This window comes from Cohnella faecalis, assembly GCF_003570905.1.
In the GTDB taxonomy this organism is placed as follows: domain Bacteria; phylum Bacillota; class Bacilli; order Paenibacillales; family Paenibacillaceae; genus Cohnella; species Cohnella faecalis.
Genome location: NZ_QXJM01000030.1, coordinates 130,598 through 147,896 on the forward strand (window position 1 = coordinate 130,598; position 17,299 = coordinate 147,896).

The 17,299-nt window shown below is 52.8% G+C and carries 21 protein-coding genes and 1 pseudogene; 11 read left to right on the forward strand and 11 right to left on the reverse strand.

Going from position 1 to position 17,299, the window contains the following annotated elements; all coding sequences use genetic code 11:
* Positions 1-7: 7 nt before the first annotated feature.
* The gene (gene ku, locus D3H35_RS09850; protein WP_119148915.1) at positions 8-1,087 is read right to left on the reverse strand and encodes a non-homologous end joining protein Ku; all 1,080 of its coding nucleotides are present in this window, start codon (positions 1,085-1,087) and stop codon (positions 8-10) included.
* A 161-nt stretch (positions 1,088-1,248) separates the two neighbouring features.
* On the opposite strand from ku, the gene D3H35_RS09855 reads away from it, so the two are divergent.
* From D3H35_RS09855 to D3H35_RS09880, 6 genes are all read left to right on the forward strand, one after another.
* Positions 1,249-1,431: a hypothetical protein gene (locus tag D3H35_RS09855; RefSeq protein ID WP_119148916.1), complete on the forward strand. Its 183-nt coding sequence runs from the start codon at positions 1,249-1,251 to the stop codon at positions 1,429-1,431.
* The gene (locus D3H35_RS09860; protein ID WP_119148917.1) at positions 1,428-1,619 is read left to right on the forward strand and encodes an H-type small acid-soluble spore protein; all 192 of its coding nucleotides are present in this window, start codon (positions 1,428-1,430) and stop codon (positions 1,617-1,619) included. The genes D3H35_RS09855 and D3H35_RS09860 overlap by 4 nt, the downstream gene beginning before the upstream one ends.
* A gap of 109 nt (positions 1,620-1,728) precedes the next feature.
* Positions 1,729-2,292, forward strand: a complete 564-nt coding sequence (locus tag D3H35_RS09865) for an FAD-dependent oxidoreductase (RefSeq protein ID WP_119148918.1) — start codon at positions 1,729-1,731, stop codon at positions 2,290-2,292.
* A gap of 184 nt (positions 2,293-2,476) precedes the next feature.
* On the forward strand, positions 2,477-3,262 hold the full coding sequence (locus tag D3H35_RS09870) for an NYN domain-containing protein (protein ID WP_119148919.1): 786 nt from the start codon (positions 2,477-2,479) through the stop codon (positions 3,260-3,262).
* Positions 3,263-3,721: 459 nt separating this feature from the next.
* Positions 3,722-4,234, forward strand: coding sequence for a GyrI-like domain-containing protein (locus D3H35_RS09875; RefSeq protein WP_158594041.1), 513 nt, complete (start codon positions 3,722-3,724; stop codon positions 4,232-4,234).
* Between the two features lie 180 nt (positions 4,235-4,414).
* Entirely contained in the window at positions 4,415-6,109 is a 1,695-nt protein-coding gene (locus D3H35_RS09880; RefSeq protein ID WP_119148921.1) for an alpha-amylase family glycosyl hydrolase, read from the forward strand.
* A gap of 234 nt (positions 6,110-6,343) precedes the next feature.
* On the opposite strand, the gene D3H35_RS09890 is transcribed toward D3H35_RS09880, so the two are convergent.
* The 8 genes and pseudogenes from D3H35_RS09890 to D3H35_RS30680 all read right to left on the reverse strand — a co-directional run bounded on the left by D3H35_RS09890 (position 6,344) and on the right by D3H35_RS30680 (position 10,968).
* Positions 6,344-6,889, reverse strand: coding sequence for an alpha-amylase family glycosyl hydrolase (locus D3H35_RS09890; RefSeq protein ID WP_147355802.1), 546 nt, complete (start codon positions 6,887-6,889; stop codon positions 6,344-6,346).
* A 32-nt stretch (positions 6,890-6,921) separates the two neighbouring features.
* On the reverse strand, positions 6,922-7,407 hold the full coding sequence (locus D3H35_RS09895; protein WP_119148924.1) for an alpha-amylase family glycosyl hydrolase: 486 nt from the start codon (positions 7,405-7,407) through the stop codon (positions 6,922-6,924).
* A 167-nt stretch (positions 7,408-7,574) separates the two neighbouring features.
* Positions 7,575-7,973 carry a hypothetical protein gene (locus D3H35_RS09900; protein ID WP_119148925.1) on the reverse strand — a complete coding sequence of 133 codons (399 nt, stop codon included), beginning with the start codon at positions 7,971-7,973 and terminating at the stop codon, positions 7,575-7,577.
* A 178-nt stretch (positions 7,974-8,151) separates the two neighbouring features.
* Complete coding sequence (locus tag D3H35_RS09905) at positions 8,152-8,490, reverse strand: GyrI-like domain-containing protein (protein ID WP_158594042.1); 339 nt, start codon at positions 8,488-8,490, stop codon at positions 8,152-8,154.
* A gap of 629 nt (positions 8,491-9,119) precedes the next feature.
* Entirely contained in the window at positions 9,120-9,554 is a 435-nt protein-coding gene (locus tag D3H35_RS09910) for an OST-HTH/LOTUS domain-containing protein (protein ID WP_411675141.1), read from the reverse strand.
* A pseudogene (locus D3H35_RS34745) lies at positions 9,537-9,793 on the reverse strand (NYN domain-containing protein); the annotation flags it as partial. The gene D3H35_RS09910 and the pseudogene D3H35_RS34745, both read right to left, overlap by 18 nt.
* Entirely contained in the window at positions 9,718-9,903 is a 186-nt protein-coding gene (locus tag D3H35_RS34750; RefSeq protein ID WP_411675140.1) for a PIN domain-containing protein, read from the reverse strand. The pseudogene D3H35_RS34745 and the gene D3H35_RS34750, both read right to left, overlap by 76 nt.
* A gap of 900 nt (positions 9,904-10,803) precedes the next feature.
* A complete protein-coding gene (locus D3H35_RS30680) occupies positions 10,804-10,968 on the reverse strand; it encodes a hypothetical protein (RefSeq protein ID WP_158594043.1) in 165 nt (54 codons plus the stop codon).
* A 670-nt stretch (positions 10,969-11,638) separates the two neighbouring features.
* Between D3H35_RS30680 and D3H35_RS09925 the strand changes: the two genes are divergently transcribed.
* Positions 11,639-11,887 (forward strand): hypothetical protein, encoded by a 249-nt coding sequence (locus D3H35_RS09925; protein ID WP_119148928.1) that lies wholly within the window; start codon positions 11,639-11,641, stop codon positions 11,885-11,887.
* A gap of 512 nt (positions 11,888-12,399) precedes the next feature.
* Here D3H35_RS09925 and D3H35_RS09930 read toward each other — a convergent pair.
* Together D3H35_RS09930 and D3H35_RS33445 are read right to left on the reverse strand one after the other, a co-directional pair.
* Complete coding sequence (locus D3H35_RS09930; RefSeq protein ID WP_119148929.1) at positions 12,400-12,600, reverse strand: hypothetical protein; 201 nt, start codon at positions 12,598-12,600, stop codon at positions 12,400-12,402.
* Between the two features lie 218 nt (positions 12,601-12,818).
* Positions 12,819-12,950, reverse strand: a complete 132-nt coding sequence (locus D3H35_RS33445; RefSeq protein ID WP_267901369.1) for a hypothetical protein — start codon at positions 12,948-12,950, stop codon at positions 12,819-12,821.
* 1,919 nt (positions 12,951-14,869) lie between these two features.
* On the opposite strand from D3H35_RS33445, the gene D3H35_RS31305 reads away from it, so the two are divergent.
* From D3H35_RS31305 to D3H35_RS09960, 4 genes are all read left to right on the forward strand, one after another.
* On the forward strand, positions 14,870-15,061 hold the full coding sequence (locus D3H35_RS31305) for an NYN domain-containing protein (protein WP_199728501.1): 192 nt from the start codon (positions 14,870-14,872) through the stop codon (positions 15,059-15,061).
* Between the two features lie 109 nt (positions 15,062-15,170).
* Complete coding sequence (locus tag D3H35_RS31310; RefSeq protein WP_267901371.1) at positions 15,171-15,407, forward strand: OST-HTH/LOTUS domain-containing protein; 237 nt, start codon at positions 15,171-15,173, stop codon at positions 15,405-15,407.
* Between the two features lie 458 nt (positions 15,408-15,865).
* Positions 15,866-16,378 carry a GyrI-like domain-containing protein gene (locus D3H35_RS09955; RefSeq protein WP_158594041.1) on the forward strand — a complete coding sequence of 171 codons (513 nt, stop codon included), beginning with the start codon at positions 15,866-15,868 and terminating at the stop codon, positions 16,376-16,378.
* A gap of 180 nt (positions 16,379-16,558) precedes the next feature.
* Complete coding sequence (locus D3H35_RS09960; protein ID WP_119148933.1) at positions 16,559-17,296, forward strand: hypothetical protein; 738 nt, start codon at positions 16,559-16,561, stop codon at positions 17,294-17,296.
* Positions 17,297-17,299: the final 3 nt, after the last annotated feature.

Consider the following 17,299-nt stretch of genomic DNA (forward strand, 5'->3'; position numbering starts at 1 on the left):
ATCATTCTTAAGGAGCAATCTCCTTTTTGCTCCGGCTGCGAGTGCCGCGGGTTGCGGGTTTATCGCCGGTCGGCGTGTCGGCAACGGAATCGGCTGCGGAAACTTTCGATTTCGAGCTGCGGGCAGGACGATTAGTGGAGGGCGAGACTTTCGACGTTTTGTCGCTGGTTGCGTTCTCGACCGCTACAGGGTCATCCTCCGATGCCCCCGCTTTCGACTTGCCGCCGGTCGCTTTCCTCGCGCCTGCTTTACTTGCGGCCGATTTTCCCGTCAAAGCTTGACCGCCCATACCTGCCGCCGCCCCGCCTCCCGGCTTAACCGCCTCCAGACTCGCTTGCAGCGCCGCCATCAGATCGATGACGTTCGTTCTTTCCGCGGCCGGAGCGGTGACCACATCGGCGCCTTCTCCGGACACTTTGCGTTGAATGGCTTCGAGCAAAGCCGACCTGTAATCGTCGGTATATTTTTCGGGCTCGAACGGAGTGGAGAGCTGCTCGATCAGCATCTTGGCCATCGTTAGCTCCCGTTCGTTGATGGCAGCCGTCTTTTCGGGCAAATTCGGCACTTGAGCGAGCGCCCGGATCTCGTCGGGAAAATGCATCGTCTCCATGCATATGCAATTATCGACGGCCCGGATAGCGGCAAGGCTGCTCTTGCTTCGGATCGCCACCTTGGCAATGCCGATCTTGCCGGACTGCCGCATCGCTTCAAGCAGCAGGCTGTATGCACCGGAGCCCGCCTGATCGGGCGACAAGTAGTACGCCTTCTGGTAATATAGCGGATCGATTTCCGTCAAGTCGACAAAATCCAAAATTTGAATCGTGCGCGTCGTATCCGGCTTGATCGCATCCAATTCCTCGGAATCGAACAGCACGAACCGCCCTTTTTCATACTCGTAGCCCCGCGAAATTTCTTCCCACTCCACCTGCTTGTCGCAATGAGGGCAAGTGCGGACGTTGGCGATCGGGGTGCCGCATTCCTTGTGAATGTAGCGCAGATGAACGTCTTTATCCTCTGTCGCGGTGAACATTTTGACGGGGACGTGGACGAGACCGAAGCTGATCGCGCCTTTCCAGACGGTATGCATAAGAACCGCTCTCCCTTCACGATAAGCTATTGGGCAGCTCCGGGTATGGTTCCGGCTGCATTGTCCAAAGGGTGCCCCATCCGTATGCAAATCAATCGCCGCGGGCATATTGTTTGAAGGTTATCCAACGCCAAAAACAGCGTGAAGGAGCATATGCCATTATGGACGCCGAAGAGGAAGACGTGCAGCCGGTTTCCGCCGATGCGAAGCACGAAGGAAAAGACGCCTATGACATGGACATCGATCGGATGATTAACGAAGGACTCGGCGGCGGGCAGGTTACGATTCACAACGGGCTAATTACCGAATCCTCTACGGATTACATGGAGGCGGACAATCCATGAAAGCCGAACGCGCCAGGGAAATATACGAATCCGAGAGCACCTATCCTGTGCAGCTGGATGACGGTCAGCCGGTATGGATCGAGAACGTTGACGTCGCCAATGGGGTTGCGACGGTGCAAGTAGGGGCAAAGCCTACGAATACGCAGACGGTTGCGGTGGAGCGGCTTCAAGAAGGACGGCAGCAATGAGAAAAACCGGCGGAGAGCGGAGGCTCTTCGCCGGTTTATTTTTGAAACATTTCAATTGGGTAAGTATAATAAAAATGAAGTGCCAAACTTTTCTGGGGAGTGAGTACCGATGCATGACGTAGCGATTATCGGAGCGGGTCCGGCCGGGGCCAGCGCCGCATTGTTCACGGCCAAGGCGGGCAAGTCGACGCTGCTCATCGACAGCGATCAAAGCATGACGAAGCGCGCGTGGCTGTTGAATCACTATGGGGTAGAAGAAATCAGCGGCCCCGACCTTGTGGAAATCGGCAAAAAGCAAGCCGCCAAATTCGGCGCTGAAATCGTTGCGGACAAAGCGACGAAGCTGATCGCCGGAGACGGCTTCGTGACGATCGAGACGGAAAAGGGCTCCTTCGAGGCGACTCACGTCATCATCGCAACGGGCGTATTCGCGGATTTGGCGGAAGCGAGCGACATTCGGACCAAGCCCGGCACCGAGCCTCGCATCAAGACGGTCGTCGATGCGACGCCGGAAGGCAAGACGAGCCTCGACAATGTCTGGGCGGCGGGCACGGCGGCAGGCGTCAGCGTGCATACGATCATTACGGCCGGGGACGGGGCGAAGGTGGCTATCAATGTCATCAGCGAGCTCAACGGCACCCGGTACGTCGATCACGATGTGCTAAAAAGCTAACGAAAGAAAGAGCCTTTCGTCCCGTATCGGATGAAGGGCTCTTTTTTGCGCAAGCCAAAGCAACTTTCCCGACATGAGTCGGAAGGAAGATGCTTTCGGATGCCGAATGCTTTACTATGGAGAAATTACCTCAACCTATATGAACTCTGCACGAAGAGGACAACCCGACGAAAGGAATGGATTCATGTCTACCATCGATGAACGAAGGCTTGCGGTACTCATTGACGCCGATAACGTTCCTTATAAGAACATCAAAGGAATCATGGAGGAAATCGCCAAGCACGGAACCCCGACGATCAAGCGGATTTACGCGGATTGGACGGCACCGACGGCGGCCGGCTGGAAAAGCGTCCTGCTGGAGAACGCCATAACTCCTATCCAGCAATACGGCTATACCACGGGGAAAAACTCGACCGATTCGGCGATGATCATCGATGCGATGGACATTCTTTATTCCGAGAAAGTCGAAGGGTTTTGCATCATTTCCAGCGACAGCGATTTTACGAGACTCGTCACCCGTCTCCGCGAAGCGGGAATGAAGGTGTTCGGGTTCGGCGAGAGGAAGACCCCCAATCCGTTCATCGCCGCTTGCGACAAATTCACTTATATTGAAATCATCCATAACCCGGATCGAAAAGCATCCTCCGACGCAGGCAGTGAAGCGAAAAAAGAGAATGTCGCAGTCAAGGAGCACAAGCACGGGACGCTTCCTGTCGGAGACGAAATCATCGGCCTGATCTCGGCTTCTATCAATGACGTGGACGACGAGAACGGCTGGGCTTTCCTTGCGGTCGTCGGCAACCTGATCTTGAAGAAGAAGCCCGACTTCGATCCGCGCAACTTCGGCTTCGCCAAGCTTACGCCGCTTATTAAAAGCTTGAAGCAATTTGAAATCGAAGAACGGGAATCCGGCGATTCGAAGATCAAGCATGTTTACGTAAGGAACCAGCCAATTAGGCGTTTCGAGTAGGATGTTGTCATTCGACAGGTTATCTCAAGGTCTTAGGACCTTTGAGGTAGCCTTTTTAGTTTATTTGCGTTTTATTTGTTAGTTTTATCCATTTTGTCATATGACATAAAAATGACAGCTATCACTATTCGTCAAGTTATTTATGGACTATATTTGCTAGTAGAAGGAGGGGTATTATGCCTCATTTTTACTTCCGCGAAATATGGACGCCCATGAGACTGATCGGGATTAAGATATTCCAGGACGATCAAGGTAGTATTTGGTACAAGCTATTCAACGGTCGAAGAAGACGAATTCGGAAAAGCTCCGTTTCGTAGCTCCAACAATGACAGATCTAAGGGCCTATCGCACAGCGGTAGGTTTTTTTGTATGATTCGAGGGAACAAATTTCGCAGCTTGCGATGCTATAATGGTGTTACTATGACTGACCGGGGAGTACCGGAAAGGGAGACGATGCGAATGGCTAATCAAATAAGCGGCGCTTCATCGCAGCCGCGATTCATGCGGAAAGAACGTTTTTTTCTGGTTGGGGCACAGCGGTACACGGACAACGGACAAGCGTCCATCGTTCAAGCATGGGACGAGCTGCTAGAGCGCCTCGACGAAATTCCGGATCGGAGCGAGCCGGCCGTCATGATCGGATTCGAGGATTATTCGCGGGGCTGCGAGCTCGTTCCCGGGCAAATGCCGAAGTTTCATTACATAGCGGCGGCGGAAGTGGATCGGATCACGGATGTGCCGGACGGGCTGTTCTCCAAGGAAGTTCAGGAGGCGGAGTATGCGGTATTCTCTCTGCGAGGGCCGTTGTCGAATATTTCCGGATTGTTCCGGTACATCTACGACGAATGGCTGCCTGCCTCCGAATATCGACTCGATCCGCAGATGATGGCGGATTTCGAATATTATCGGGAGCCGGTGAACGATCGGAACGACGCGCGCGTCGATATTTACATTCCAATCGTGCCCAAATAGCGAAAATCAAGCAAACAAAATAGCCGGCTTCGAATGGAGCGCTCCTTTGCGAATGGCTCTTGACAAAGCGGCCAGGGGCGAATACATTTATTTTGAAATGATAACGCAACCATTCGGATGTTGATGAGTCAAGCTCGATTTTTATGAATGCGCTGCCATAACCGGTGAGAGGGGGGCTTTATGGAGAAGGCCGTTACATTCGGCGACAGCCGATTAGTATACGATTCGGCATCCGGGTTGCCTTTGAGGTGGGAGAAGGAAGACGAAGCGCTAACCACGTTTGTTTTTCCCGAGCCCTTCGTCTCCCTCGAACTTAACGGAATCTCCGCCGCTAACGATGCCGAGCAAATGATTGCCATTCGTAACGTTATGCTGACGGGCGCAAGGTCGGAATTGATCCATGACGAGGTTAAGACCGTTTCGGAACGGGAAAAACGGCTCGTTATCCGGACGAAAATAGACGGTCATTGGGAATTGACGACAACGTTCCTCTATTGCGGAGATGCTTCCTTGGCCGTCAGCGTAGACGTAAAGACGACGAACGATTCGCGCAACCCTGTTTTGCGCGCCGTACGGCTGAATCTCGGAGGCTTCGGTTACCGCCGGCTTGACGAATGGGAGCTGCTCATGCCGGGATATATCCCGGAGCTTACCCTGCCTATCGATCTGCATCGCAAGCTGGACGGCTGCGAGGATCGGGCCGTGTTCGGAAGCCGCAAGAAGGATGAGCCGGGAAACGGCACTTCCATCATGGGCGTCTATCATGCCGAATCGGAATCGGCCATGTTGTCCTGGTGGATGAGCGACATGTTTCCTGCGGTATCGACGATGACGCTGATTAAAGAAGAGGAGCAGCTGCGCCGGGAAAGCGTCGTCTATTGCCCGTGCGAGCTTGAACGCGGCGAGTCGATTTCCATAGGAACATTTTATATGTCCCGAATGAAGGGCAGCCGTCTTGACGCGCTGAGGAAGGCGGCCGACGCTTTTCGAATCTATGTAAGATCGGATTCGCAGGCATTGGCCGGGCAAAAAACGCTTAAAATATGCGAGCTCCATATCGGCGAGAAAATCGGACGAAAAACGTTCGACGATTACGACCAAATAGCGAAAAAACTCTCATACTTAAAAAGCCTCGGATTCAACGCGATACAGATTATGCCCTCTTTTCCTTTTCCGTCCTACTCCGTATACGACTATTTCAACCTCGACAAGACGTACGGCAGCGAGCGGGGATTGAAAAATCTCGTTCGAACAGCAAAAAGACTAGGCTTGAAGGTCATAATCGATATGGTGCTGCATGGTCCTTTGGAGAAGGAGCCGGCAAGCTGGCGCATGCCTCCGGGCGAATACGAATTCGATTCGCCGTATTTAACCGATCGAACGGGATGGTTTTCCCGTCATGAGTCCGGCGATTACGCCAGGACGTATACGCGATCGTTCGATTTGGCGAATCCGGAGCTGCGTCGCCATATCTCCGAAGCGATCGCTTACTATGCAGGGTCGGTCGGAATCGACGGCGTCCGGCTGGATGCCCAGACGTGGAATTTCTTCCCGAATTGGCGGCCCGAAGGCGGCAGAAAGCCTTATGAATCCATCTATGCCGGGTTTCGGATGATGGAGGAAATTCGTAAGGAAGCGAAGCGGCATTATCCCGATCTGATCTTCTACACGGAAGGGATGGGCCCTCTTGCGGCAAAGTACCACGAGTTTCGCTACAACTACGATTTTCATTGGATATACCCGGCATTATCGCCTGTCCGGGACGAACGGGGAATGTCGACGATGTTCTGGAACCCGGCATCGGAAAATACGCTGAGCTGGAGCGATCTGGCGCAATGGCTGGAAGAGCAAAGGACGACCGTCCCACGGGACTAACCATCGTTCATCAAACCGATTCCCACGATTCCCACGAATGGGCCGCTTTTTGGCAGGGACAATTCCATCGGGAAGCTTTCGGACTCGTCTGCACCGGGTACACGCGGCGTTGGCTTTGTCCCTGCCAAAAGCGGCCCATTCGTGGGAATCGTGGAATCGGTTTGATGAACGATGGTTAGTCCGGTGGGACGGTCGTCCTTTGCTCTTCCAGCCATTGCGCCAGATCGCTCCAGCTCAGCGTATTTTCCGATGCCGGGTTCCAGAACATCGTCGACATTCCCCGTTCGTCCCGGACAGGCGATAATGCCGGGTATATCCAATGAAAATCGTAGTTGTAGCGAAACTCGTGGTACTTTGCCGCAAGAGGGCCCATCCTTCCGTGTAGAAGATCAGATCGGGATAATGCCGCTTCGCTTCCTTACGAATTTCCTCCATCATCCGAAACCCGGCATAGATGGATTCATAAGGCTTTCTGCCGCCTTCGGGCCGCCAATTCGGGAAGAAATTCCACGTCTGGGCATCCAGCCGGACGCCGTCGATTCCGACCGACCCTGCATAGTAAGCGATCGCTTCGGAGATATGGCGACGCAGCTCCGGATTCGCCAAATCGAACGATCGCGTATACGTCCTGGCGTAATCGCCGGACTCATGACGGGAAAACCATCCCGTTCGATCGGTTAAATACGGCGAATCGAATTCGTATTCGCCCGGAGGCATGCGCCAGCTTGCCGGCTCCTTCTCCAAAGGACCATGCAGCACCATATCGATTATGACCTTCAAGCCTAGTCTTTTTGCTGTTCGAACGAGATTTTTCAATCCCGCTCGCTGCCGTACGTCTTGTCGAGGTTGAAATAGTCGTATACGGAGTAGGACGGAAAAGGAAAAGAGGGCATAATCTGTATCGCGTTGAATCCGAGGCTTTTTAAGTATGAGAGTTTTTTCGCTATTTGGTCGTAATCGTCGAACGTTTTTCGTCCGATTTTCTCGCCGATATGGAGCTCGCATATTTTAAGCGTTTTTTGCCCGGCCAATGCCTGCGAATCCGATCTTACATAGATTCGAAAAGCGTCGGCCGCCTTCCTCAGCGCGTCAAGACGGCTGCCCTTCATTCGGGACATATAAAATGTTCCTATGGAAATCGACTCGCCGCGTTCAAGCTCGCACGGGCAATAGACGACGCTTTCCCGGCGCAGCTGCTCCTCTTCTTTAATCAGCGTCATCGTCGATACCGCAGGAAACATGTCGCTCATCCACCAGGACAACATGGCCGATTCCGATTCGGCATGATAGACGCCCATGATGGAAGTGCCGTTTCCGGCTCATCCTTCTTGCGGCTTCCGAACACGGCCGATCCTCGCAGCCGTCCAGCTTGCGATGCAGATCGATAGGCAGGGTAAGCTCCGGGATATATCCCGGCATGAGCAGCTCCATTCGTCAAGCCGGCGGTAACCGAAGCCTCCGAGATTCAGCCGTACGGCGCGCAAACAGGGTTGCGCGAATCGTTCGTCGTCTTTACGTCTACGCTGACGGCCAAGGAAGCATCTCCGCAATAGAGGAACGTTGTCGTCAATTCCCAATGACCGTCTATTTTCGTCCGGATAACGAGCCGTTTTTCCCGTTCCGAAACGGTCTTAACCTCGTCATGGATCAATTCCGACCTTGCGCCCGTCAGCATAACGTTACGAATGGCAATCATTTGCTCGGCATCGTTAGCGGCGGAGATTCCGTTAAGTTCGAGGGAGACGAAGGGCTCGGGAAAAACAAACGTGGTTAGCGCTTCGTCTTCCTTCTCCCACCTCAAAGGCAACCCGGATGCCGAATCGTATACTAATCGGCTGTCGCCGAATGTAACGGCCTTCTCCATAAAGCCCCCCTCTCACGGTTATGGCAGCGCATTCATAAAAATCGAGCTTGACTCATCAACATCCGAATGGTTGCGTTATCATTTCAAAATAAATGTATTCGCCCTGGCCGCTTTGTCAAGAGCCATTCGCAAAGGAGCGCTCCATTCGAAGCCGGCTATTTTGTTTGCTTGATTTTCGCTATTTGGGCACGATTGGAATGTAAATATCGACGCGCGCGTCGTTCCGATCGTTCACCGGCTCCCGATAATATTCGAAATCCGCCATCATCTGCGGATCGAGTCGATATTCGGAGGCAGGCAGCCATTCGTCGTAGATGTACCGGAACAATCCGGAAATATTCGACAACGGCCCTCGCAGAGAGAATACCGCATACTCCGCCTCCTGAACTTCCTTGGAGAACAGCCCGTCCGGCACATCCGTGATCCGATCCACTTCCGCCGCCGCTATGTAATGAAACTTCGGCATTTGCCCGGGAACGAGCTCGCAGCCCCGCGAATAATCCTCGAATCCGATCATGACGGCCGGCTCGCTCCGATCCGAATTTCGTCGAGGCGCTCTAGCAGCTCGTCCCATGCTTGAACGATGGACGCTTGTCCGTTGTCCGTGTACCGCTGTGCCCAACCAGAAAAAAACGTTCTTTCCGCATGAATCGCGGCTGCGATGAAGCGCCGCTTATTTGATTAGCCATTCGCATCGTCTCCCTTTCCGGTACTCCCCGGTCAGTCATAGTAACACCATTATAGCATCGCAAGCTGCGAAATTTGTTCCCTCGAATCATACAAAAAAACCTACCGCTGTGCGATAGGCCTTAGATCTGTCATTGTTGGAGCTACGAAACGGAGCTTTTCCGAATTCGTCTTCTTCGACCGTTGAATAGCTTGTACCAAATACTACCTTGATCGTCCTGGAATATCTTAATCCCGATCAGTCTCATGGGCGTCCATATTTCGCGGAAGTAAAAATGAGGCATAATACCCCTCCTTCTACTAGCAAATATAGTCCATAAATAACTTGACGAATAGTGATAGCTGTCATTTTTATGTCATATGACAAAATGGATAAAACTAACAAATAAAACGCAAATAAACTAAAAAGGCTACCTCAAAGGTCCTAAGACTTGAGATAACCTGTCGAATGACAACATCCTACTCGAAACGCCTAATTGGCTGGTTCCTTACGTAAACATGCTTGATCTTCGAATCGCCGGATTCCCGTTCTTCGATTTCAAATTGCTTCAAGCTTTTAATAAGCGGCGTAAGCTTGGCGAAGCCGAAGTTGCGCGGATCGAAGTCGGGCTTCTTCTTCAAGATCAGGTTGCCGACGACCGCAAGGAAAGCCCAGCCGTTCTCGTCGTCCACGTCATTGATAGAAGCCGAGATCAGGCCGATGATTTCGTCTCCGACAGGAAGCGTCCCGTGCTTGTGCTCCTTGACTGCGACATTCTCTTTTTTCGCTTCACTGCCTGCGTCGGAGGATGCTTTTCGATCCGGGTTATGGATGATTTCAATATAAGTGAATTTGTCGCAAGCGGCGATGAACGGATTGGGGGTCTTCCTCTCGCCGAACCCGAACACCTTCATTCCCGCTTCGCGGAGACGGGTGACGAGTCTCGTAAAATCGCTGTCGCTGGAAATGATGCAAAACCCTTCGACTTTCTCGAATAAAGAATGTCCATCGCATCGATGATCATCGCCGAATCGGTCGAGTTTTTCCCCGTGGTATAGCCGTATTGCTGGATAGGAGTTATGGCGTTCTCCAGCAGGACGCTTTTCCAGCCGGCCGCCGTCGGTGCCGTCCAATCCGCGTAAATCCGCTTGATCGTCGGGTTCCGTGCTTGGCGATTTCCTCCATGATTCCTTTGATGTTCTTATAAGGAACGTTATCGGCGTCAATGAGTACCGCAAGCCTTCGTTCATCGATGGTAGACATGAATCCATTCCTTTCGTCGGGTTGTCCTCTTCGTGCAGAGTTCATATAGGTTGAGGTAATTTCTCCATAGTAAAGCATTCGGCATCCGAAAGCATCTTCCTTCCGACTCATGTCGGGAAAGTTGCTTTGGCTTGCGCAAAAAAGAGCCCTTCATCCGATACGGGACGAAAGGCTCTTTCTTTCGTTAGCTTTTTAGCACATCGTGATCGACGTACGGGTGCCGTTGAGCTCGCTGATGACATTGATAGCCACCTTCGCCCCGTCCCCGGCCGTAATGATCGTATGCACGCGCTGACGCATTGCCGCCGTGCTCCCGCCGCCAGAAACATAGGGGGTGTCCGAGCTCGTCTTGCACCTTCGGTCGCATGACGTCGCGTCTTGAAATGCGAGCTCGGTGCCCGGCTTGGTCGATATGTCGCTCGCGTTCCCGCAAATCCGCGAATTACGCCTCCGTTGCGAGATGACGTGAGCGCCTCGAGGAGCTATTCCGTTCGATCTTCACGACAGCCTCTCCGGCGATCAGCTTCGTCGCTGTCCGCAACGATTCAGCCCTGAAATTTGGCGGCTTGTCTTTTGCCGATTTCACAGGTCGGGGCGCTGATTTCTCTACTCCATAGTGATTCAACAGCCACGCGCGCTTCGTCATGCTCTTGATCGCTGTATGAGCAGCGTCGACTTGCCCGCCTGGCCTGACAATTGCGGCGCTGGCCCCGGCCGGACTGCGCTCCGACTAATAGCTACGTCATGCATGTACTCATCCCAGAAAGTTTGGCATACTTCATTTTATATACTTATCCTCAATTGAAATTTTCAAAAATAAACCGGCGGAGCTCCGCTCTGCCGCCGTTTTTTTATTCGCTGGCCGCCTTGCTTGAAGCCGCCACCGGCAACACGTCTGCGTTATTCGTAGCTTGCCCCTACTTGCACAGCCAGAGATCCCATGTTGGCGACGTCAAGGTTCATCGATCCATACCGGCTGACCGTCATCCAGCTGCACAGAGATAGGTGCTCCTCGGATTCGTATATTTCCCTGGCGCGTTCGGCTTGCATGGGATTGTCGCTCATGTAATCCTAGAGAATTTGGTAATTAGCGCCGTTGTGAATCGTAAACCTGCCGCCGCCGAGTCTTCGTATAATTCATCTCGATGATTCCATCATAGGCGTCTTTTCCTTCGTGATTTCGCATCGGCGAAAACCGGCTGCACGTTTCCTGCTCGCGTCCATTATTGCATATGCTCCTTCAGCTGTTTTGGCGTTGGATAACCTCAAACTAATATGCCGCGGCGATTGATTTTGCATCGGATGGGGCACCCTTTTGACAATGCAAGCGGAACCATACAGGAGCTGCCCAATAGCTTATCGTGAAGGAGAGCGGTTCTTATGAACCGCTGGAAAGGCGCGATCATCTTCGGTCGTGTCACGTCCCGGTCAAAATGTTCACCCGCGACAGAGGAGAAAGCGTTTCATTCGCGCTACATTCACAAGAATGCGGCACCGAATCGCCCACGTCCGCACTTGCCCTCTTGCGACAAGCAGTGAGTGGGAAGAAATTTCGCCGGCACTACGAGTATTAAAAAAGGGCGGTTTGTCTGTTGATTCCGAGGAAATTGGATGTCGATCAAGCCGGATACGTGGACGCGCACGATTCAATTCTTGGATTTTGTGACTTGACGGAACCGGATCCGCTATATTAACCAAGCCAGCGTAACTATTTCGCGATCAGAGCGGGGCTCCGGTGCATAACAGCCTGTCTCTTGAAGGCGATGCGGCAAGTCCGGCAAGAATCGGCATTGCCAAGGTGGCGATGCGAAGCAGAGCGCTGCGCTACCGGCCCGTCGATAATGCATATGCATGGAAACGACATTCCATACGAGATCCGGCGCTAGCGGTCAAGTGCCGAAATTTGCCCGAAAAGACGGCTGCATCAAGAACGGGAGCTAACGATGTGCCAAGATTGCTGATCGAGCAGCTTCCATTCCGTTGAGCCCGAAAAAATATACCGCCGATTACAGGTCCGGCTTTTGCTGAAGCAACCATTCAACGCAATGTGTCCGGAGAAGGGCGCCGAGTTCCACCGCTCCGGCCGCGGAAAGAGCGAACGTCAATCTGATCTGATGGCGGCGCTGCAAGGATCTGGAGCGTTAAGCCGGAGCGGCGGCGGCAGGTATGGCGGTCAAGCTTGACGGGAAAATCGGCCGCAAGTAAAGCAGCGCGAAAGCGACCGGCGCAAGTCGAAAGCGGGCAATCGGAGGATGACCTGTAGCGGTCGAGAACGCAAAACCAGCGACCTAAAACGTGAAAGTCTCGCCCCCACAATCGTTCCTGCCGCCAGCTCCGAAATCGAAGTTTCGCAGCCGATTCGTTGCCCGACACGCCGACCGGGATAAACCGCAACCCGCGGCACCGCAGCCGGAGAAAAAAAGGAGATTGCTCTTAAAAGATTACTAGAAGGGCGAAGACTTTTTCGACGTTTTGTCGCTGGTTGCGTTCTCGACGCTAAGGGGCATCACTCCGATCCCCCGCTTCGCTTGCCGCCGGTCGCTTGTTTCCTCGCGCCTTGCTTACTTGGGCCGATTTTTCCGTCAAAACTTGAACCGCCCCATACTGCGGCGCCCCGCCTCCCGCTAACCGCTCCAGACTCGTCAGCGCCATCAGATCGATGACGTTCGTTCTTTTCCGCGGCGGACGGTGAACCAATAGGCGCCTTCTCACGGAACTTTGCGTTGAATGGCTTCGAGCAAAGCCGACCTGTAATTCGTCGGTATAATTTTTCGCTCGAACGGAGTGAGAGCTGCTCGATCAGCATCTTGGCATCGTAGCTCCGTTTCGTTGATGAAGCCGTCTTTTCGGGCAAATTCGTCACTTGACGAGCGCCCGATCTCGTCGGAAAATGCATCGCTCCATGAGATATGCAATTATCGACGGCCGGATAGCGGCAAGGCTGCTCTTGCTTCGGATGCCACTTTGGGCATGCCGATCCTTCGTCCGGACTGCGCATCGTTCAAGCAGCAGGCTGTATGGCCCGAGCCGCCTGATCCGGGCGACAAGTAGTACGCCTTCTGTAATATAGCGGATGTTTCCGTCAATGTCGACAAAATCCAATTTGACTCGTGCGCGTCGTATCCGGCTTTTTGATCGCATCCAATTCCTCGGAATCGAACAGCACGAACGCCTTTTAGATACTCCGTAGCCCCGCGAAATATTCTCCCACTCACTTGCTTGTCGCACAAATGCAGGGCAATGCGGACGTTGCGATCGGGCGGTGCGCATCCTTGTGAAATTGTACGCAGATGAACGTCTTTTATCCTCTGCGCGGTGAACATTTTGACGGGACTGACGAGACCGAAAAGCTGATCGCGCCTTCCAGAACGTAAATGCATAAGAAACCGCTCTCCTTCACGATAAGCATTGGGCAAGCTCCGGTATGGTTCCGGCTGCATTTGTCCAAAGGGTGCCCCGCCATCCCGTATGCAAAATCATCGCCGCGGCATAAATTGTTTGTAAGGTAATTCAACGCCAAAAACAGCGTGAAGGAGCATAATCCATTATGACGCCGAAGAGAAGACGGTGCAGCGGTTCCGCCGATGCGAAGGCACGAAGAAAAGACGCTATGACATGGACAGTCGACGGAGATAACGAAGACTCGCGGCGGGCAGGTTACGATCACAACAGGCTAATTACACGCGATCCTCGTACGGTTACATGAGGCGGACAATCATGCAAGCCGGGGAACCGCCAGGAATATACGAATCGAGAGCACCTATCCGGAGCTGGATAAGGTCAGCCGGTATGGTCAGAACGTGACGTCGCAATGGGGTGCGCCGCGTGCAAGAGGGCAAAGCCTACGAATCGCAACGGTTGCGGTGGAGCGGCTTCAGAAGACGGCAGCATGAGAAAAACCGGCGGAGAGCGGAGGCTCTTCGCCGGTTAATTTTTGAAACATTATTGGCTAAGTATAATATAAAATGAAGTCCAAATTTTTCTGGAGTGAGTACCGATGCAGTGACGTAGCATTATCGGAAGCGGTCCGCGGTCAGCGCGCATTGTTCACGCAAGGCAGGGCAAGTCGACGCTGCTTCATCGACAGCGATCAACAGCATGACGAAGCGCGCGTGGTGTTTGAAATCACATGGGTATAAGAAATTCAGAGGCCCGACTTGTGGAAATGCAAAAACAAGCCGCCACAATCGGCGCTGAAATCGTTGCGACAAGCGACGAAGCTGATCGCCGGAGACACGGCTTCGTGACGATCGAGACGGAAAAGGCGCTCTTCCCGAGGCGACTCACGTCATCAATCGCAACGGGAGTATCGCGATTTGGGCGGAAGCGAGCGACATTCGGACGCAAGCCCGGCACGACTCGCCCAAGACGTCGTCGATGCGACGCCGGACGGCAAAGACGACCTCGACATGTCTGGGGCGGCGGGCACGCGCAAGGCGTCAGGGTGCAACGATATACGGCCCGGTACGGGGCGAAGTGCTATCAATGTCATTCACGAGCTCACGGCACCTCGGTAGAATCGATCACGATTTCTATAAAAAGCTAACGAAAGAAGAGCCTTTCGTCCGTATCGGATGAAGGTCTTTTTTTTGCGCAAGCCAATCCTTTTCCGACATGAAGTCGGAAGGAAGATGCTTTCGGATGCCCGATGCTTACTATGGAGAAATTACCTCACCTTGATATGAATCTGCACGAAGAGGACAACCAGACGAAAAGGAATGGATCATGTCTCCATCGAATGAACGAAGGCTTTGCGGTACTTCATTGACGCGATACGTTCCTTATACGAGACATCAAAGGAATCATGAGGAAATCGCCAAGCACGGAACCCGACGATCAAGCGGATTTAAGCGGATTGACGGCACACGACGGCGCCGGCTGGAAAACGTCTGCTGGAGAACGCATAACTCCTATCCAATTACGCTAACCACGGGAAAAACTCGACGATTTCGGGATGAATCATGCGATGGCGATGGACATATCTGTTATTCGAGAAAGTCGAATGGTTTGCATCTTTTCCAGCGACAGCCGATTACGAGACTCGTACCCGTTCTCCGCCGAAGCGGGAATGAAGGTGGTCGGGTTCGGACGAGAGGACGAAGCCCATCCGTTCATCGCCGCTTGCGACAAATTCACTTATATGAAAATCATCCCATAACCCGGATCGAAAAGCATCCTCCGACGCAGGCAGTGAAGCGAAAAAAGAGAATGTCGCAGTCAAGGAGCACAAGCACGGGACGCTTCCTGTCGGAGACGAAATCATCGGCCTGATCTCGGCTTCTATCAATGACGTGGACGACGAGAACGGCTGGGCTTTCCTTGCGGTCGTCGGCAACCTGATCTTGAAGAAGAAGCCCGACTTCGATCCGCGCAACTTCGGCTTCGCCAAGCTTACGCCGCTTATTAAAAGCTTGAAGCAATTTGAAATCGAAGAACGGGAATCCGGCGATTCGAAGATCAAGCATGTTTACGTAAGGAACCAGCCAATTAGGCGTTTCGAGTAGGATGTTGTCATTCGACAGGTTATCTCAAGGTCTTAGGACCTTTGAGGTAGCCTTTTTAGTTTATTTGCGTTTTATTTGTTAGTTTTATCCATTTTGTCATATGACATAAAAATGACAGCTATCACTATTCGTCAAGTTATTTATGGACTATATTTGCTAGTAGAAGGAGGGGTATTATGCCTCATTTTTACTTCCGCGAAATATGGACGCCCATGAGACTGATCGGGATTAAGATATTCCAGGACGATCAAGGTAGTATTTGGTACAAGCTATTCAACGGTCGAAGAAGACGAATTCGGAAAAGCTCCGTTTCGTAGCTCCAACAATGACAGATCTAAGGGCCTATCGCACAGCGGTAGGTTTTTTGTATGATTCGAGGGAACAAATTTCGCAGCTTGCGATGCTATAATGGTGTTACTATGACTGACCGGGGAGTACCGGAAAGGGAGACGATGCGAATGGCTAATCAAATAAGCGGCGCTTCATCGCAGCCGCGATTCATGCGGAAAGAACGTTTTTTTCTGGTTGGGGCACAGCGGTACACGGACAACGGACAAGCGTCCATCGTTCAAGCATGGGACGAGCTGCTAGAGCGCCTCGACGAAATTCCGGATCGGAGCGAGCCGGCCGTCATGATCGGATTCGAGGATTATTCGCGGGGCTGCGAGCTCGTTCCCGGGCAAATGCCGAAGTTTCATTACATAGCGGCGGCGGAAGTGGATCGGATCACGGATGTGCCGGACGGGCTGTTCTCCAAGGAAGTTCAGGAGGCGGAGTATGCGGTATTCTCTCTGCGAGGGCCGTTGTCGAATATTTCCGGATTGTTCCGGTACATCTACGACGAATGGCTGCCTGCCTCCGAATATCGACTCGATCCGCAGATGATGGCGGATTTCGAATATTATCGGGAGCCGGTGAACGATCGGAACGACGCGCGCGTCGATATTTACATTCCAATCGTGCCCAAATAGCGAAAATCAAGCAAACAAAATAGCCGGCTTCGAATGGAGCGCTCCTTTGCGAATGGCTCTTGACAAAGCGGCCAGGGGCGAATACATTTATTTTGAAATGATAACGCAACCATTCGGATGTTGATGAGTCAAGCTCGATTTTTATGAATGCGCTGCCATAACCGGTGAGAGGGGGGCTTTATGGAGAAGGCCGTTACATTCGGCGACAGCCGATTAGTATACGATTCGGCATCCGGGTTGCCTTTGAGGTGGGAGAAGGAAGACGAAGCGCTAACCACGTTTGTTTTTCCCGAGCCCTTCGTCTCCCTCGAACTTAACGGAATCTCCGCCGCTAACGATGCCGAGCAAATGATTGCCATTCGTAACGTTATGCTGACGGGCGCAAGGTCGGAATTGATCCATGACGAGGTTAAGACCGTTTCGGAACGGGAAAAACGGCTCGTTATCCGGACGAAAATAGACGGTCATTGGGAATTGACGACAACGTTCCTCTATTGCGGAGATGCTTCCTTGGCCGTCAGCGTAGACGTAAAGACGACGAACGATTCGCGCAACCCTGTTTTGCGCGCCGTACGGCTGAATCTCGGAGGCTTCGGTTACCGCCGGCTTGACGAATGGGAGCTGCTCATGCCGGGATATATCCCGGAGCTTACCCTGCCTATCGATCTGCATCGCAAGCTGGACGGCTGCGAGGATCGGGCCGTGTTCGGAAGCCGCAAGAAGGATGAGCCGGGAAACGGCACTTCCATCATGGGCGTCTATCATGCCGAATCGGAATCGGCCATGTTGTCCTGGTGGATGAGCGACATGTTTCCTGCGGTATCGACGATGACGCTGATTAAAGAAGAGGAGCAGCTGCGCCGGAAAGCGTCGTCTATTGCCCGTGCGAGCTTGAACGCGGCGAGTCGATTTCCATAGGAA

Bases quoted from the DNA above. Each gene is read 5' to 3' on its own strand.
- D3H35_RS34750 (WP_411675140.1), bottom strand. From the start codon at position 9,903: ATGTCTACCATCGATGAACGAAGGCTTGCGGTACTCATTGACGCCGAT.
- D3H35_RS09955 (WP_158594041.1), top strand. From the start codon at position 15,866: ATGGCTAATCAAATAAGCGGCGCTTCATCGCAGCCGCGATTCATGCGG.
- D3H35_RS30680 (WP_158594043.1), bottom strand. From the start codon at position 10,968: ATGAGCGACAATCCCATGCAAGCCGAACGCGCCAGGGAAATATACGAA.
- D3H35_RS09960 (WP_119148933.1), top strand. From the start codon at position 16,559: ATGGAGAAGGCCGTTACATTCGGCGACAGCCGATTAGTATACGATTCG.
- D3H35_RS09860 (WP_119148917.1), top strand. From the start codon at position 1,428: ATGAAAGCCGAACGCGCCAGGGAAATATACGAATCCGAGAGCACCTAT.
- D3H35_RS09910 (WP_411675141.1), bottom strand. From the start codon at position 9,554: ATGAAGGTGTTCGGGTTCGGCGAGAGGAAGACCCCCAATCCGTTCATC.
- D3H35_RS09870 (WP_119148919.1), top strand. From the start codon at position 2,477: ATGTCTACCATCGATGAACGAAGGCTTGCGGTACTCATTGACGCCGAT.
- D3H35_RS09865 (WP_119148918.1), top strand. From the start codon at position 1,729: ATGCATGACGTAGCGATTATCGGAGCGGGTCCGGCCGGGGCCAGCGCC.
- D3H35_RS09880 (WP_119148921.1), top strand. From the start codon at position 4,415: ATGGAGAAGGCCGTTACATTCGGCGACAGCCGATTAGTATACGATTCG.
- D3H35_RS09875 (WP_158594041.1), top strand. From the start codon at position 3,722: ATGGCTAATCAAATAAGCGGCGCTTCATCGCAGCCGCGATTCATGCGG.
- D3H35_RS09900 (WP_119148925.1), bottom strand. From the start codon at position 7,973: ATGGAGAAGGCCGTTACATTCGGCGACAGCCGATTAGTATACGATTCG.
- D3H35_RS09895 (WP_119148924.1), bottom strand. From the start codon at position 7,407: ATGGGCGTCTATCATGCCGAATCGGAATCGGCCATGTTGTCCTGGTGG.
- ku (WP_119148915.1), bottom strand. From the start codon at position 1,087: ATGCATACCGTCTGGAAAGGCGCGATCAGCTTCGGTCTCGTCCACGTC.
- D3H35_RS31305 (WP_199728501.1), top strand. From the start codon at position 14,870: ATGGCGATGGACATATCTGTTATTCGAGAAAGTCGAATGGTTTGCATC.
- D3H35_RS09855 (WP_119148916.1), top strand. From the start codon at position 1,249: ATGGACGCCGAAGAGGAAGACGTGCAGCCGGTTTCCGCCGATGCGAAG.
- D3H35_RS09905 (WP_158594042.1), bottom strand. From the start codon at position 8,490: ATGATCGGATTCGAGGATTATTCGCGGGGCTGCGAGCTCGTTCCCGGG.